The organism is Azorhizobium sp. AG788, assembly GCF_943371865.1.
Classification (GTDB): domain Bacteria; phylum Pseudomonadota; class Alphaproteobacteria; order Rhizobiales; family Xanthobacteraceae; genus Azorhizobium.
Window position 1 is genome coordinate 14,707 of record NZ_CALRWL010000027.1, and the last position, 14,356, is coordinate 29,062.

General features: G+C 66.5%; 13 protein-coding genes. 6 read left to right on the plus strand and 7 right to left on the minus strand.

The window, feature by feature from the left end; all coding sequences use genetic code 11:
• Positions 1-414 precede the first annotated feature (414 nt).
• The 5 genes from AAG816_RS16035 to AAG816_RS16055 all read left to right on the plus strand — a co-directional run bounded on the left by AAG816_RS16035 (position 415) and on the right by AAG816_RS16055 (position 5,378).
• Complete coding sequence (locus tag AAG816_RS16035; RefSeq protein WP_341990663.1) at positions 415-1,323, plus strand: ABC transporter ATP-binding protein; 909 nt, start codon at positions 415-417, stop codon at positions 1,321-1,323.
• Positions 1,324-1,388: 65 nt separating this feature from the next.
• Entirely contained in the window at positions 1,389-2,378 is a 990-nt protein-coding gene (locus AAG816_RS16040) for an iron ABC transporter permease (protein ID WP_341990664.1), read from the plus strand.
• Entirely contained in the window at positions 2,378-3,427 is a 1,050-nt protein-coding gene (locus AAG816_RS16045) for an iron ABC transporter permease (RefSeq protein ID WP_341990665.1), read from the plus strand. Before AAG816_RS16040 ends, AAG816_RS16045 begins: the two co-directional genes overlap by 1 nt.
• Before the next feature lie 20 nt (positions 3,428-3,447).
• Positions 3,448-4,410, plus strand: coding sequence for an ABC transporter substrate-binding protein (locus AAG816_RS16050; protein ID WP_341990666.1), 963 nt, complete (start codon positions 3,448-3,450; stop codon positions 4,408-4,410).
• A 65-nt stretch (positions 4,411-4,475) separates the two neighbouring features.
• A complete protein-coding gene (locus AAG816_RS16055) occupies positions 4,476-5,378 on the plus strand; it encodes a MurR/RpiR family transcriptional regulator (RefSeq protein ID WP_341990667.1) in 903 nt (300 codons plus the stop codon).
• Between the two features lie 60 nt (positions 5,379-5,438).
• On the opposite strand, the gene AAG816_RS16060 is transcribed toward AAG816_RS16055, so the two are convergent.
• Positions 5,439-6,452 (minus strand): 1-aminocyclopropane-1-carboxylate deaminase, encoded by a 1,014-nt coding sequence (locus AAG816_RS16060; protein ID WP_341990668.1) that lies wholly within the window; start codon positions 6,450-6,452, stop codon positions 5,439-5,441.
• A 124-nt stretch (positions 6,453-6,576) separates the two neighbouring features.
• Between AAG816_RS16060 and AAG816_RS16065 the strand changes: the two genes are divergently transcribed.
• Complete coding sequence (locus tag AAG816_RS16065) at positions 6,577-7,071, plus strand: Lrp/AsnC ligand binding domain-containing protein (protein WP_341990669.1); 495 nt, start codon at positions 6,577-6,579, stop codon at positions 7,069-7,071.
• Between the two features lie 69 nt (positions 7,072-7,140).
• Here AAG816_RS16065 and AAG816_RS16070 read toward each other — a convergent pair whose 3' ends face one another.
• The 6 genes from AAG816_RS16070 to AAG816_RS16095 all read right to left on the minus strand — a co-directional run bounded on the left by AAG816_RS16070 (position 7,141) and on the right by AAG816_RS16095 (position 14,295).
• Complete coding sequence (locus AAG816_RS16070) at positions 7,141-8,550, minus strand: M20 family metallopeptidase (RefSeq protein WP_341990670.1); 1,410 nt, start codon at positions 8,548-8,550, stop codon at positions 7,141-7,143.
• Between the two features lie 267 nt (positions 8,551-8,817).
• On the minus strand, positions 8,818-9,795 hold the full coding sequence (locus AAG816_RS16075) for an oligopeptide/dipeptide ABC transporter ATP-binding protein (protein ID WP_341990671.1): 978 nt from the start codon (positions 9,793-9,795) through the stop codon (positions 8,818-8,820).
• A complete protein-coding gene (locus AAG816_RS16080) occupies positions 9,792-10,772 on the minus strand; it encodes an ABC transporter ATP-binding protein (protein WP_341990672.1) in 981 nt (326 codons plus the stop codon). The genes AAG816_RS16075 and AAG816_RS16080 overlap by 4 nt, the downstream gene beginning before the upstream one ends.
• A gap of 3 nt (positions 10,773-10,775) precedes the next feature.
• On the minus strand, positions 10,776-11,621 hold the full coding sequence (locus tag AAG816_RS16085) for an ABC transporter permease (protein WP_341990715.1): 846 nt from the start codon (positions 11,619-11,621) through the stop codon (positions 10,776-10,778).
• 68 nt (positions 11,622-11,689) lie between these two features.
• Positions 11,690-12,607 carry an ABC transporter permease gene (locus AAG816_RS16090; protein WP_341990673.1) on the minus strand — a complete coding sequence of 306 codons (918 nt, stop codon included), beginning with the start codon at positions 12,605-12,607 and terminating at the stop codon, positions 11,690-11,692.
• A 158-nt stretch (positions 12,608-12,765) separates the two neighbouring features.
• Positions 12,766-14,295, minus strand: coding sequence for an ABC transporter substrate-binding protein (locus AAG816_RS16095; protein ID WP_341990674.1), 1,530 nt, complete (start codon positions 14,293-14,295; stop codon positions 12,766-12,768).
• Between the last annotated feature and the right edge of the window lie 61 nt (positions 14,296-14,356).

The following is a 14,356-nucleotide window of genomic DNA, read 5'->3' on the forward strand; positions in this document are numbered from 1 at the left end:
GTATCGAGGTGGAGCGTTCGGCGGCGCCGACCTCCGTGTTGTGAGGGATGTGTTTCAAGCCGGGCTGTAGTAGTAAAATATGGAAACAATCCAATCCCTGTAGAACGGTTTGTTCAGACACATTTCAATCTGTGCCTGTGCCGATATGTCCGGTGCATTCCGCCTGTGTTGGATATGCGGAAATGAAATCTCATCATGATGGCGAGACGCTTTGGCCGGAATCTAGAATTAGAATGATTACAACTTAATCGCTTCTCTTCGATGGTGCGCTCTCTGTTGTCTGGAGATGTTCTAGAGTTGTGGACGTGCGGAGCCATTCCTCTTGTCACCGCATTTGACTACTACAGGGATGAGATCGAGACAGATAGCCACCACCATCCTTGGTGGGCATGGGCCGGACGGAGGGAGGCGGGTTTGGTTTTCGCGGTGAAGGCGCGGCCGGCTGATCGCCACCGTCTTGACGTGCCGCAGGACCCGGCGCTGGAACCATCCCCGCTTCAGGCCCCGCCCATCGCCCCCCGAGCGCCCCCGGGTCTTTCGGTTGACGGGCTGCGTGCGGGCTACGGTCGGCGGGTGGTGGTGGACGATGTGTCCTTCGCGGTGGGCGCCGGCCGCATGACAGCGCTGATCGGGCCGAACGGGTCCGGCAAGTCGACCCTGCTGGCCGCCATGGCCCGCCTGCTCAAGCCGTTCGGCGGCAGCGTGCGGCTCGATGGGCGCTCGGTCCATGAGATGCCGACCAAGGCCCTGGCCCGTGCGCTCGGCATCCTGCCCCAAAGCCCGCTCGTCCCGGAGGGACTGACGGCCTATGACCTTGTCTCCCGCGGCCGATATCCGCACCAGGGCTTTCTGCAACAGTGGAGTGATGCGGACGAGGCGGCGGTGGAAGCCGCCATGCGCCTGACCGACACCTTGGACTTTGCCCAACAGCCGGTGGATTCGCTCTCCGGGGGCCAGCGTCAGCGCTGCTGGATTGCCATGGCCATGGCACAGGAAACCCGCGTCATCCTGCTGGATGAGCCCACCACCTTTCTGGACCTGCGCTACCAGGTGGAGGTGCTGGATTTGTTGCGCCATGTCACCCGCGCCCACGATCGCGCCGTGGTGGTCGTGCTGCATGATCTCAATCTGGCGCTGGCCTATGCCGATACGGTGGTGTGCCTGAAGGAGGGGCGCATTCGCGCGGTGGTGGAAGATGGCGTGGGTCTGGATCCCGCGCTCATCCACGACGTGTTCGGAGTCGAAGTCATGGCCCTGCGCCATCCGCAGACCGGCCGTCCGGTGTTTGTCCCCGTCACCGGGCCGAGCGAGGGGGCGGCGTGACGGCAAGCGGGTGTGCACCGCGGCGCCTGGCGGCGCGGCGAGGGATCCGTCTGAGCGGCGCCGCGATGGCGCCGATGCTGCTGGCGGGCATCGCGCTGGCCTATCTGGGGTTTGGCGCCCGGGTCATTCCCCCTGCAACGGTGATCGAGGCGCTCTTCGCATTCGATCCCACCCGCTTCGACCACAAGGTGGTGGTGGAATTGCGCATGGTGCGGCTGCTGGTGGGCCTGCTGGCCGGGGCTTCGCTGGGCGTGTGCGGGGCCTTGCTGCAAGCCATCACCCGCAACCCCCTGGGCGAGCCCCATGTGCTGGGGCTGAATGCGGGCGCCGTATTGGCTGTGGTGTCCTCCATCACCTTCGGTCCGGCGCTGGCTTCGGGATTTCCTGCGGTCTCTGGCCCCGTGCTGATCGCCGCGCGGCCGGTGGTGGCCGCCTGCGGCGCGGCGGCGATGTTTGCGCTGGTGTTGGCCACCGCCTCGGCGGGGCGCCAGGGCCTCACACCGCTCAAGGTGACGCTGTGCGGCATCGCGCTGTCGAGCTTCGCGGCGGCACTGACCTCGGCGCAACTCATTTTGGATGACCAGACGCTTGCAACCATCCGTTTGTGGCTCGCCGGCGATTTGTCGGGCCAGTCCTATGCCGCCCTGCGGGGAGCCGTGCCGGTGTGCCTCCTGGGCTTTGGGCTTGCGTGCGCCATCGCCGGCCGCCTGAATGCCATGGCGCTGGGGGATGGGGTGGCCAGCGGCCTGGGCGTTGATCTTGTGCGCACCCGATGGGCCGGGCTCGCGGCGGCCGGGCTCCTATGTGGGGCGGCGGTGTCCCTCGCAGGCCCCATCGGCTTTGTCGGGCTGGTGGTGCCGCATGTGGTGCGCGCCTGCATCACCCGCGATCTGCGCCTGCTGTTGCCGCTGTCCGCCGTTCTGGGGGCCTGTCTGCTTCTGGCGGCGGACCTTGCGGCGCGCAGCCTGCTGGCGCCGCGGGAACTGGCGACCGGCGCTCTCACTGCCCTGGTGGGCGTGCCGGTCTTCCTGGCGCTCGCCGCCCGGAGCCGCTGATGCGCGCGCCCTCCTATCGCGCCGGCTATCGGCGGACCACGCTGGGGCCGCTCGCCTTTCGGGTGCGTCTGCGGCCGCTGGTGATCTGCCTCGCCCTGGCTGGGGCGATGCTGGCCGGCGCCCTATGGGCGCTCATGCACGGCAGCCTGCATATTCCGACCGGTGCGGCGATTGCGGCGCTCACCGGTGGCGAGGCGAACCGGGAAGTCCTCCACATCATCATGGAGGTTCGGCTCCCCCGCGTGCTGATGGCGATGCTGATCGGGGCGATGCTGGGGCTCGCCGGTGCCGCCATGCAGACGCTGACCCGCAATGGCCTTGCGGATCCCGGTCTGATCGGCGTCAAGGAGGGGGCGAGCATCGGCGTTCTGCTGGTGCTTTTCGGCGCGCCCGGGCTGAGCCTCGGCTGGCGTCCGGTGGCCGGACTGGCCGGCGGACTGAGCGCGGCGCTGCTGGTGTGCGCCCTGGCGCGCGATCTTTCCGGATTGCGCTTCGTGCTGGTGGGGATCGGTCTCTCCTGGCTGCTCTCCGCAGTGCTGCTCATCTTTCTCACCACTGCCGATATCAATGATGTGGAGACCGCTCTGCTCTGGTTGGCGGGCAGCTTGCATAACGCCGCCTGGCCCATGCTGCCCGTCGCGGCGCTCTGGGGGGCACTCGGTGCGCTGACGCTTGCCGCCACCGCGCGGCAGGCCGATGCCGCGCTGCTGGGCGATGCCGCCGCAAGCGGCCTCGGCGTGCGGCTGAAGGGACTGAATGGCCTGCGGCTGGCGTCGTCGGCCTTGATGACCGCTGCGGCTGTCTCCTGCGTCGGTAGCCTCGGCTTCGTGGGGTTGATGGCGCCGCATATGGCCCGCCTCATGGTGGGCGGTGGTCAGGGGGCACTGCTGACGGGCAGCGCCCTGTGCGGCGGCTTTCTGGTGCTGGCCGCCGACACGTTCGGACGCCTGGCGTTCGCGCCCCTCCAGATCCCGGCCGGCATCGTCATGGCCGTGTTCGGGGTTCCTGTCTTCCTGCTGCTGTTGTGGCACCGCCGGGATCGGCTGTGACCGCACCCATGAGGTTTGCGATGGTTGTTCCCCTGTGCCGCGCCTTCGTCGTCCTTGCCACGGTCCTGCTCATGTCCATGGGCGGTGCCCGCGCGCAGACGCGCACCTTTACGGACGACCTTGGTCGCACGGTTGCGGTGCCGGACCACCCCATGCGCATCGTCTCGCTGCATGATCTCGACATCACGCTGCCGCTGATTGAACTGGGCGTGATGCCGGTGGCCAGCCATGGCCGGGTGAGGCCCGACGGCTCCCGCTTCTTGCGCGCGGGTGCGTTGCTGATGGGCGTGGATTTCGACACGTCTTCCATCGCCTTCATCGGGGCCAATGCCATCGACCTGGAGGCGGTGGCTCAGGCGCGGCCTGATCTGATCATCACCCTGACCACGCGCGACACGCCGGTGGCGCAACTGGAGCGGATCGCACCGACCGTGAGCCTGGATCATCTCAAGGGCGGGCCGGAGCGGCTCTATGGCAAGCTCGCGGACCTGACGGGCACGCGGACGCGCCTTGCCGCGTTGCAGGCCCGCTATGCGGCGCAGATCGGGCAACTGCGGGCGCTGGTGGATACGGCGCGCATCACCGTTTCCACCTTCCAGGCCAACCAGGGCAAGATCACGGTGTTCCACACCGATCGGGCCTTGGGGCGGGTGTTGCGCGATGCCGGCTTCCGCTTTCCCAAGCTCGCCGATTCCATCCCCGAAGGCGGGCGGATGGACGTGAGCGCCGAGCGCCTGCCGGACCTCGACGCCGACCTCATCTTCGATACCTTCCGCTCCGATCGCAGCGGTGGGCCGGCAGAGGAGCTGGCGGATATGGAAAAGGCCATGCCCGGTTTCTGCGCGGTGCTCAAGGCGTGCCGGGAAGGACGCTTTCTGCTGCTGCCCCGCGACGAAACCATTTCCAATACTTATGCGGCGCTCAATTTGCTGGTGCCGGTGGTCCAGGCCCAGGCGCTGCGCCTGCGCGACGCCTGGCGCTGAGGTTGGAGCTGCCTGCCGCCTGTGCCAGCATGGGCGCGACACCGACAGGAGCAGGCACCGGCCGCATGACGACGCCGACCCAAAGTAAGAAGACCAAGGTGGACCGTTTCGGCGAGCGCCTGCGCACCCGTGGGGCGTCGCTCTCGCCCAGCCTGAAGATGGTGGCGGACTATATCGACGAGAACCGCCGCACCATTCTTCACAAGTCCGCCCTGGACATCGCCGCCGACACCGGCACCTCCGACGCCACCGTCATTCGCGCCATCCAGGCACTGGGGTTTGAAGGCCTGCGGGACCTCAAGCGCACCCTGACCGGCTATCTGGGGGAGGTGGTGTCCTCCGTGGACCGGATGTCGTCCACCACCGCGCAGCTCAAGCAGAGCATCGACACTTCCATCGATTTCGTGCGCGACGGCCATCTCGCGGGCATCGAGGCGGTGACCAGTCCGGCGAACCGTGCGGCCATCGCCGCGGCGATCGAATTGATGCGCAGCGCGGAGGGCATCGGGCTGTTCGGCATCGGCGCTTCGGCGATCATTTCCGATTATGTGATGCGCCTGCTGATCCGCAACGGGCGGCACGCCTATGTGCTGAACCGGACCGGCATCGCCCTGGGCGAGCAACTTCTGGCCATGCGTAGCGGTGATGTGCTGCTCATGATGGGGCAGGCCAGCGCCCATCGGGAGGGCTCTGCCACGCTGGAAGAGGCACGGCGTCTCGGCGTGCCGATGATCCTGCTGACGGCGTCTAGCTCGCCCGCCTTTGGCAAGCAGGCGCAGGTGACGATCCGGGTGCCGCGGGGCCGGTCCGAAATGGTGCCGCTGCACGGACTGGTGTTGATGTGTCTGGAGATGCTGGTGATTGGCCTGGCTGCCACCGAGCCGGAGCGATCGACCCAGTCCCTGGAGCGCCTGCACCGGCTCTATGACGATATTCGCAAGCCGGCCCGCGGCGGATCGGCGGGATAAACCAATACTTCGGAAGGTGCGACGGGCCGGGCCACGTGGCCCGACCCGTCGCGAGAGGCTTCAGCCGTTGCGGAAGGCGTAGCCGTAGCCGTTCAGGGCCGGGGCGCCGCCGAGATGGGCGTAGAGCACCTTCGAACCGGCGGGGAAGTAATCCTTCTTCACCAGATCGATCATGCCCTGCATGGATTTTCCCTCGTAGACCGGATCGGTGATCATGGCTTCGAGGCGGGCGACCAGACGGATCGCATCCTTGGTCTCTTCGGACGGAACGCCGTAGACGGGGTAGGCATAGTCTTCCACCAGAACCACGTCATCTTCGGTGATGGGGCGGCCGAGCTTGACGAGATCCGCGGTGCGCTTGGCGATTTCCAGCACCTGGGCCTTGGTCTGGGCCGGGGTGAAGGACGCGTCGATGCCGATGACGCGCTGCGAGCGGCCGTCCTTGGCGAAGCCCACGGTCATGCCGGCATGGGTGGAGCCGGTGACGGTGCACACCACGATATAGTCGAACTTGAAGCCAAGCTCGGCTTCCTGCGCGCGGACCTCTTCGGCAAAGCCCACATAGCCGAGGCCGCCATAGGGATGCACCGAGGCGCCGGCCGGGATCGGGTAGGGCTTGCCGCCATTGGCTTCCACGTCGGCGATGGCATCTTCCCAGCTCTTGCGGATGCCGATGTCGAAGCCGTCGTCCACCAGGCGCACGTCGGCGCCCATGATGCGCGAGAGCATGATGTTGCCGACGCGGTCGTACACCGCATCCTCATGCGGCACCCAGGCTTCCTGCACCAGCCGGCACTTGAAGCCGATCTTGGCGGCCACAGCCGCGATCATGCGGGTGTGGTTGGACTGCACGCCGCCGATGGACACCAGGGTATCGGCGCCGGACTTGATGGCGTCGGGGATGATGTATTCCAGCTTGCGCAGCTTGTTGCCGCCATAGGCGAGACCGGAGTTGCAGTCATCGCGCTTGGCATAGATCTCGACCTTGCCGCCGAGATGGTCGGTCAGGCGCTGGAGCTTCTCGATCGGCGAGGGGCCGAAGGTGAGGGGGTAGCGTTCAAATTCGGCGAGCATGGTCGGTCCTCGATGGCGTCAGTGTCGCAAACTAGACAGAAAAATTGTGAAAGGTCCTCTCGAAGTTAGGGCGAATTATGCGCAAGATAGCGCTATTCTGCCGGAAATATGATGGAGAGTTCCGGTGAGTGCGGACCTTGTGAAAGAATCTTCCGAACCGGAATTCGCGGATCGGATCGATGCAAAAATCCTGCGCCTGCTGCACCGGAACGGCCGCCTGACCAATGCGGAATTGGCGGACATGGTGGCGGTGAGCCCGGCCACCTGCCACCGACGGACCCAAGCGCTGATCAAGCAAGGCTACCTCACCGGTTTCCGGGCGCTGGTGGCGCCGGAGAAGGTGGATCGCGGCACGCTGGTCATGGTGGGCGTGGTGCTGGACCGCTCGACGCCAGAGAGTTTCGCCGCCTTCGAGACCGCCATCGCCGATCTCAGCTTCGTGCTGGACTGCCATCTGGTGGCGGGCGATTTCGACTATTTCCTCAAGATCCGCGTCAGCGACATGGCCGCGTTCAACAGCATTCACGCCAGCCGCATCATCGCCTTGCCGGGGGTGCGGCAGACGCGGACCTTCTTCGTCATGAAGGAAGTGGTCGACAACCGGCCGCTGGACTTCTGACGCGGGCAAAGAAAAGCCGGCCAGAGCGGAGGCGCTGGCCGGCTGGGTCGGATGGCGAGTGTGCGAGCGCTACTTGGCGCGGGCCTTGAGGATGCCCGGGCCATCCTCACCCAGATCATAGAACAGGCCGGCCATGAGCTGGAGCGCCTCGCGGGCGACGGAGGCGAGCAGGTGCTCATTCGGCGCATGCTGCGAGCAGGCCGGATACGAATGCGGCACCCACACCGTGGGCATGCCGAGAATGAGCGCGAACACGTCATTGGGCAGCGAGCCGCCCAGGTTCGGCAGCAGGGCCGGGGTCTTGCCGGTGGTGGTGGCGATGGAGGCCAGCGCCCATGACACCCAAGGGTCGGTGGGATCCACGCGGGTGGCTTCGAACGTGGCCATGCGCGAGGGCTTCACCGAGACCCGCTCCAGCCCATGGGCGGCCAGATGAGCCTCCACCAGCGGGATGATGGTGGTGGGATCGGTGCCCACCACGAAGCGCAACTGCATGGTGGCCTTGGCGCTGGGCGGCACCGCATTGGCCGGGGCCTCGGGCGCGCCGGTCTTGAAGGCCAGCACTTCCAGCGTATTCCAGCCGAAGATCTTCTCCGCTTGGGTGAGGCCGGTCTCGCCCCATTCCGGATCAATGTCCGGATCGCCCATGCCCTGTTCCAGCTTGATGTCCGCCAGAGCTGCGCGGACGGCAGCCGGGATTTCCGTGGGCTTCAGACCGTCCACCAGAATACGGCCCTTGGAATCCACCAGGGTGGCGATGGCATGGGCCAGCAGCGTGCCGGCATTGGCCAGCACGCCACCCCAATTGCCGGAATGATGGCCGCCTTCGCGCAGCTTCACCTCCAGCTCGAAATTGAACGCGCCGCGCGAGCCGAGGAACACCGTGGGGCGCACCGCCTGCAAGCGGGGGCCGTCGGAGCCGATGAGCACGTCGGCGGCCAGCGCCGTACGCTCCTGCTGGGCCATTTCGCGCAGGCCCGGCGAGCCGGCTTCTTCGCCCATCTCGATCAGCAGCTTGCTGTTGAAGCCGAGCGTGCCGCCGCGGGCCGCCATCACCTGCTCCAGAGCGGCGATGTTGATGGTGTGCTGGCCCTTGTTGTCGGCGGTGCCGCGGCCATACCAGCGGTCGCCTTCCTCCACCAGCGTCCAGGGCGCAAGGCCCTCGCGCCAGCCGGCATCCTGGCCGAACACCACGTCGCCGTGGCCATAGGTGAGCACGGTGGGCAGGCCGTCCGCCTCATGGCGTTCGGCAATCAGGAACGGGCCGTAGCCGGGCACGGGATTTTCGACGATGCGGCAGACGAAGCCCAGCTTCTCCACCGTGGGGATCATCTCGTCGGTGAGATAGGCGCGCAGCACATCCAGGCTGTTGCCGGTCTGGCTTTCGGTCGGCATGGCGACCCTGCGGGCGAGATCGGCGCGGAAGGCTCCGCGATCGAAATAGTCCGCCGCGCGGGCGACGGCATCTTGGCGGCTCATGATGTCAGCTTCGTTCCGTGTGGGGATGGAAAGCAGGTGTCGGCGCGGGGCGCCTCTCCAGGCGCGCGGCGGAACCCTCTCCCGCTTGCGGGGGAGGGCAGGGAGGGGGCCGAAGCGGAGCTTCGGAAAGGTCCTGGTACCGGCCGCGAGCCCTCGCCGCTGGCGCGGCGCCCCCACCCCAACCCTCCCCCGCAAGCGGGAGAGGGAGCGCGGTTGCGCCAGGGAGGGACAAGGGCGCGGTCGCGCCGGGACGGGCGCGGGCCGGCATCAGGCGGCGCTCAGCGTGGCGAGGCCGGGGGCGTGGTGACAGGCGGCCCAGCCGTCGGCGAAATGGGCCATCGGCGGGGCGGTGGTCCGGCAGATGTCGGTGGCGATCGGGCAGCGGGGCTGGAAGGCGCAGCCCTGCATCTGGGTGAGCGGGTTGGGGAACATCGTGCCGAGATGGGTATCGGGAACGCCCATGTCCGGATCAGGGGTGAGCACCGACTCAAGAAGTGCTTGCGTATAGGGATGTTTCGGCCCGGAAAACAGGCCGGCGCGAGTGCGCTCCTCCACGAAGCGCCCGAGGTACATCACCCCCACCCGGTCGGCCAGATGCTCAACCACCGCCAGATTGTGGCTGATGAAGAAATAGGTCAGGCCGAACTCTTTCTTCAGCTCCAGCAGCAGGTTGAGGATCTGCGCCTGTACCGAGACATCGAGCGCGGAGGTGGGTTCGTCGCAGATCACCACCTCCGGACGCATGATGAGGGCGCGCGCGATGGCCACCCGCTGGCGCTGGCCGCCGGACAGCTGGCTGGGGGAGGCGTCCAGGAGGCGGCGGGGCAGGCCGACCACGTCCAGCATCTCCTCCACCTTCTTCTGCCGCTCCGCCCCGGTGCCGATGCCGTGCACCACCAATGGCAAGGCGATGAGCTGGGAGATGGACTTGCGCGGATTGAGCGAGGAGTAGGGGTCCTGGAAGATGGGCTGGATGCGCCGGGCCACCGCGATGCGGTCGGTGGCCGCAATGGGCGTGCCGTCGATCAGGATCTCGCCGCTGGACGCCGGCAGCAGGCCGAGCAGCATCTTGGCGAGGGTGGACTTGCCGGAGCCGCTTTCGCCCACCAGCGCATAGACCTCGCCGCGCGCCACCTTCAAGGAGACGCCGGCAACGGCGGTCAGGGTGGCCCGTTGCCGGAACATGCCCTGGGAGATGGCGAAGGTGCGGGTGACGTTCCGCAGTTCGAGGACAGTGTCACTCATGCGGAGGCCTCCAGCATGGGCACGCGCACGCAGCGGACCACATGGTCCGGTTCCGGGCAGGCGAGGGGGATGGTCTGGGCGCATGCGTCCATGGCGAAATCGCAGCGATTGCGGAAGGCGCAGCCTTCCAGCTTGCCGATCAGGTTCGGTACCTGGCCGCGGATGGCGCCCAACGGCATGCCCGGGACGGTGCGTCCGGGCACCGGAATGCAGTCCAGCAGACCGCGGGTATAGGGGTGGCGCGGATGCTTGAACACGGAGCGGGCGGTGCCGCTTTCCACTAGGCGCCCGGCGTACATGACACCCACCTTGTCGGCGACCCGGGCGACCACGCCCAGATCGTGGGTGACCAGGATCACCGCCATGCCGAACTCCTTCTGGAGATCGGCCAGCAGGTGCAGGATCTGCGCCTGGATGGTGACGTCGAGGGCGGTGGTGGGCTCGTCGGCGATGATGAGGTCCGGTCCGCACATCAGCGCCATGGCGATCATCACCCGCTGGCGCAGGCCGCCGGAAAGCTGATGGGGATATTGCGACAGCCGCCGGTCGGCGGCAGTGATTCCGACCTTTTCCAGCAGATAGATCGCCCGGTCGCGAGCCTCCGTCTGGCTGACCTTGCGATGGCAGGTCAAGGCCTCCATCAGCTGGTTGCCGATGGTGTAGGAGGGGTTGAGCGAGGTCATCGGCTCCTGGAAGATCATCGCCATGCGGTTGCCGCGCAGCTTGCGCATGCCGCCCGCCGAAATGCTCTGCAGGTCGATGCCGTCGAACGCGATGCGGGTGGCGCGGCGCTGGGCGCGGCGCGGCAGCAAATTCATCAGCGCCAGCGAGGTGAGCGACTTGCCGGAGCCGCTCTCGCCGACGATGGCCAAGGTTTCCCCCCGCTCCAGCGAGAATGAGAGGCCGCTCACCGCATGCAGCACGCCGCTGTCGGTGGGGATGTCGATGACGAGGTCCTGAACCTCAAGCAATGCCATGGCTCAGTTCCTGTTTTCGGGCGCGGTCACGTCGCGCAGCCCATCGCCCACGAGGTTGATGGCCAGCACCAGCAGGACAAGCGCCACGGCGGGAATGGCGATCACCCACGGGCTGAAGAACATGTATTGCTTGCCCTCGGCGATCATCAGGCCCCAGGAGGGCAGCGGCGGCTGCACGCCAAGGCCCAGGAACGACAAGGCGGCTTCCAGCAGGATGGCGTGGGCCATTTCCAGCGTCGCCACCACGATCAGCGGATTGAGGATGTTGGGCAGCACCTCGGTGAGGATCAGGCGCGGGGTCGAGCAGCCGATGGCCTTGGCGGCGGCGATATAGTCGCTGCCGGCGATCTGCTGGGTGGCCGAGCGGGTGACGACCGCGAAGCGGTCCCACAGCAGCAGGCCAAGCACGATGATGACGCCCTGGAGCGAGGAGCCCACCAGGGCCGCGGAGGCCAGCGCCACCAGCACCACCGGCAGTGCCAGGCGGGTGGTGACGATGTAGCTGAGCACCGCATCCACCCGGCCGCCGAAATAGCCGGCGCAGACGCCGAGCAGGGTGCCGATGGTGCCGGAGATCAGCACGGTGACGGCGCCGATCAGTAGCGAGATGCGCGCGCCGTAGAGCAGGCGGCTGAGATAGTCGCGCCCGAGCTTGTCGGTGCCGAGCAGGAAGTCCCAGTTGCCCTTGGCGTTCCAGATCGGCGGGATCATGCGGCGGGAAAGATCCTGGGCATAAGGATCGTGCGGCGCCACCAAAGGGGCGGCGAGCGCCAGGCCGACGATGACCAGCAGGATGACGCTGCCCGTCACCAGTCCGCCGTGGCGCAGGCCGCGGCGCAGCAGAGCCATGGCCGGAGAACGCCGCAGCGGTGCGCTGTCGAAGGCCGCGCCCGTGGCGGCGGAAGGAGCGATGTCGGTCATGCCACGCGCATCCGGGGATCGAGAAGGGCGTTGATGATGTCCGCCAGGAAGGTGAGGGTGATGTAGATGGCCGCCAGGATCAGAACCACCGCCTGCACGACGGGGAAGTCCTTGCGGGCGATGGCCTCCCAGGCCAGATGCCCGATCCCGTGCATGGAGAACACCGCCTCCACCACGATGGAGCCGCCGAGCATGAAGCCGAACTGCACCGCCGCCAGCGCCACCACCGGGATGATGGCGTTGCGCAAGGCGTGCTTCAGGACCACCACCGCCGGCGATAGTCCTTTGGCCCGCGCGGTGCGGATATAGTCCGCCGACAGCACTTCCAGCATGCCATTGCGGGACAGCCGCATGACCGCCGGGACGGCGTACCAGCCCAGCGCCACCGAGGGCAGGATGTAGCCTTGCCAGCTTGCGGTGCCCGACACCGGCAGCCAGCGCAGGTTCACGGCGAACACGATGATCAGCCCGAGCCCGAGGCAGAAGGTGGGAATGGCCTGCCCCAGCACGCAGAAGGTCAATGCCAGGCGATCGATGAGGGTGCCGCGAAACACCGCCGCCAGGATGCCGAGCGGCACCGCGATCACCAGCGAGATCACCAGCGAGATGGCGCCCAGCGTCAGCGTCACCGGCATGCGGGAGGCGATCAGCGAGACCACGCTATCGCGGAAATAGAACGAGTTGCCGAAATCCAGATGCAGGGCGCGCCAGAGCCAGTCCAGATATTGCACCGTCATGGGCCGGTCGAGCCCATATTGGTGCCGCAGCTCCGCCACCTGGGCCGGCGAAGCCTCAGGACCTGCAATGGCGGTGGCGAGATCACCGGAAAGGTGCAGCAGCGCGAAGGCGATGACCGAGACGGTGATCGCCACGCAAAAGGCGACGACCAGTCGTCGGAGGGTAAAGGCAAGCATCTTCAGGCATCCTGCATGGCGTTTGGGCACGCGTCGGAGCCGGACGACGGACTCCGAGAGGAAGGCGGCCGCGGCGCCTGGAAATACGCCGTGGCCGGAAGATGTGGGGGGCCGCAGTGGCCGTCAGTGGCGGCGTCAAGTCGACGCCGCGCCTGACCCTATTTCCACTTGGCCTGGAAAAAGCGCGGCAACTCATCCGGCTGAGCGGTGAAGCTGAGGTCGCTGGTAAAGGCATAGTTGCTGGAATAGGAGAACAGCGGCACCAGATAGGTGCGCTCGGCGATCAGCTTGAGCGCCTCGGCATAGGTCTTCAGCCGGGTTTCCGTCTCCACTGTGGTGTCGGCGGTCTTCAGCAGCTTGGTGATCTCCTCGTCGCGGGCGAGATCGTCCTCGTCGCCCTTGAACCAGGCGCCGGTGAAGGCGGAGGCGTCGGCGACGGAGAAGGAGCCCCAGGTCTGGTAGTAGATCGGGACCTTGCCGGCGCGGGACAGTTCGCGCAGCGCCGCATATTTCATGAAGTTGAGGTTGGCCTTGATGCCCACGGCGCGCAGATAGCCCACCACCGCCTCGGCATATTCGCGCTCGCGATAGGCATAGAGATCGATGGTGAAGCCGTCGGCAAAGCCCGCCTCCGCCAGCAATTTCTTGGCCTTGGCCGGGTCGTAGTCATAGCGCGGCACGCCCTTGTCGGTGCAGCCGAACTGGTCGATGAAGCAGGCCGAATTCATGATGCGGGCGCCACCGCGCACCAGGTTGTCCAGCATCGCCTTGCGATCGATGGCATAGGCGATGGCCTGGCGTACGCGCACGTCCTTCAGCGGCGCGGCGCCGGGCGACTGGCCACGGGCGTCGAGCTGGAGGAAGCCGACGCGCATGGTTTCGGCCGCCAGAACCTTCAAATTCGGCACACTCTCCAATTGCTTGGCCTGATCGGCCTGCACGCGCCAGATCCAGTCCACGCCGCCGGTCATCAGCTCGGCGAGTTGGGTTTCCTGGTCCGGAATGACCCGGAACTCCAATTTGCCGATGGCGGGTGTGCCCAGCGGGCTGCCCTTCCAGTAATTGGCATTCTTCTCCATCTTGACGCCCTTGCCGGGCACCACTGCCGTCACCTTGTAGGGGCCGGAGCCGATGGGCGCCTTGGCAAATCCGTCCAGCCCGACCTTCTCGAAATAGGTCTTGGGATAGATGACGACCGGGCCGGAGAGATATTCGATGGCCGCCGGGAAGGGACCGACCAAGTGAATGCGGACCTTGTCGTCGCCGATCTTCTCGGCACTCTTGATCCAGTTCACATTCTGCTTGGTGACGACCTTGGAGGCCGGGTTCACCGCATAATTAAGCGTGAAGACAACGTCATCCGCCGTCAGCGGATCGCCATTGTGGAAGGTGACGCCCTTGCGGATGGTCAGGTCCAGAGTCTGGGGATCCACCCAGGTCCAGTCGGTGGCCAGTTGCGGCTGGTATTTGCCGGTGGCGAGGTCGTGATAGATCAAATTGTCGAACACGTGCCGGGCAATGATGACGCCCTCGCGCACGTTGTTGTGGTACGGGCTCACATTCTCCGGCTCGGTGTCGGAGGCATAGGTGAGGGTGTCGTGCGCCTTGTCGGCATAGGCGGTTGCCGGGGCCGCGGCGAGCAGAGCGGCCGTCAGCATTCTGGAGAAATGGGATCGATAGTTAGCCATGTTCTCTCTCTGGTTTTTATTTGAGTTGGTGTCGTTCGCCCAACTTCTAGTCGTGACAGCT

Coding starts and splice junctions, on each gene's coding strand:
- AAG816_RS16040 (WP_341990664.1), top strand. CDS start 1,389: ATGGCGCCGATGCTGCTGGCGGGCATCGCGCTGGCCTATCTGGGGTTT.
- AAG816_RS16045 (WP_341990665.1), top strand. CDS start 2,378: ATGCGCGCGCCCTCCTATCGCGCCGGCTATCGGCGGACCACGCTGGGG.
- AAG816_RS16050 (WP_341990666.1), top strand. CDS start 3,448: ATGGTTGTTCCCCTGTGCCGCGCCTTCGTCGTCCTTGCCACGGTCCTG.
- AAG816_RS16055 (WP_341990667.1), top strand. CDS start 4,476: ATGACGACGCCGACCCAAAGTAAGAAGACCAAGGTGGACCGTTTCGGC.
- AAG816_RS16060 (WP_341990668.1), bottom strand. CDS start 6,452: ATGCTCGCCGAATTTGAACGCTACCCCCTCACCTTCGGCCCCTCGCCG.
- AAG816_RS16070 (WP_341990670.1), bottom strand. CDS start 8,550: ATGAGCCGCCAAGATGCCGTCGCCCGCGCGGCGGACTATTTCGATCGC.
- AAG816_RS16075 (WP_341990671.1), bottom strand. CDS start 9,795: ATGAGTGACACTGTCCTCGAACTGCGGAACGTCACCCGCACCTTCGCC.
- AAG816_RS16080 (WP_341990672.1), bottom strand. CDS start 10,772: ATGGCATTGCTTGAGGTTCAGGACCTCGTCATCGACATCCCCACCGAC.
- AAG816_RS16085 (WP_341990715.1), bottom strand. CDS start 11,621: ATGGCTCTGCTGCGCCGCGGCCTGCGCCACGGCGGACTGGTGACGGGC.
- AAG816_RS16090 (WP_341990673.1), bottom strand. CDS start 12,607: ATGCTTGCCTTTACCCTCCGACGACTGGTCGTCGCCTTTTGCGTGGCG.
- AAG816_RS16095 (WP_341990674.1), bottom strand. CDS start 14,295: ATGGCTAACTATCGATCCCATTTCTCCAGAATGCTGACGGCCGCTCTG.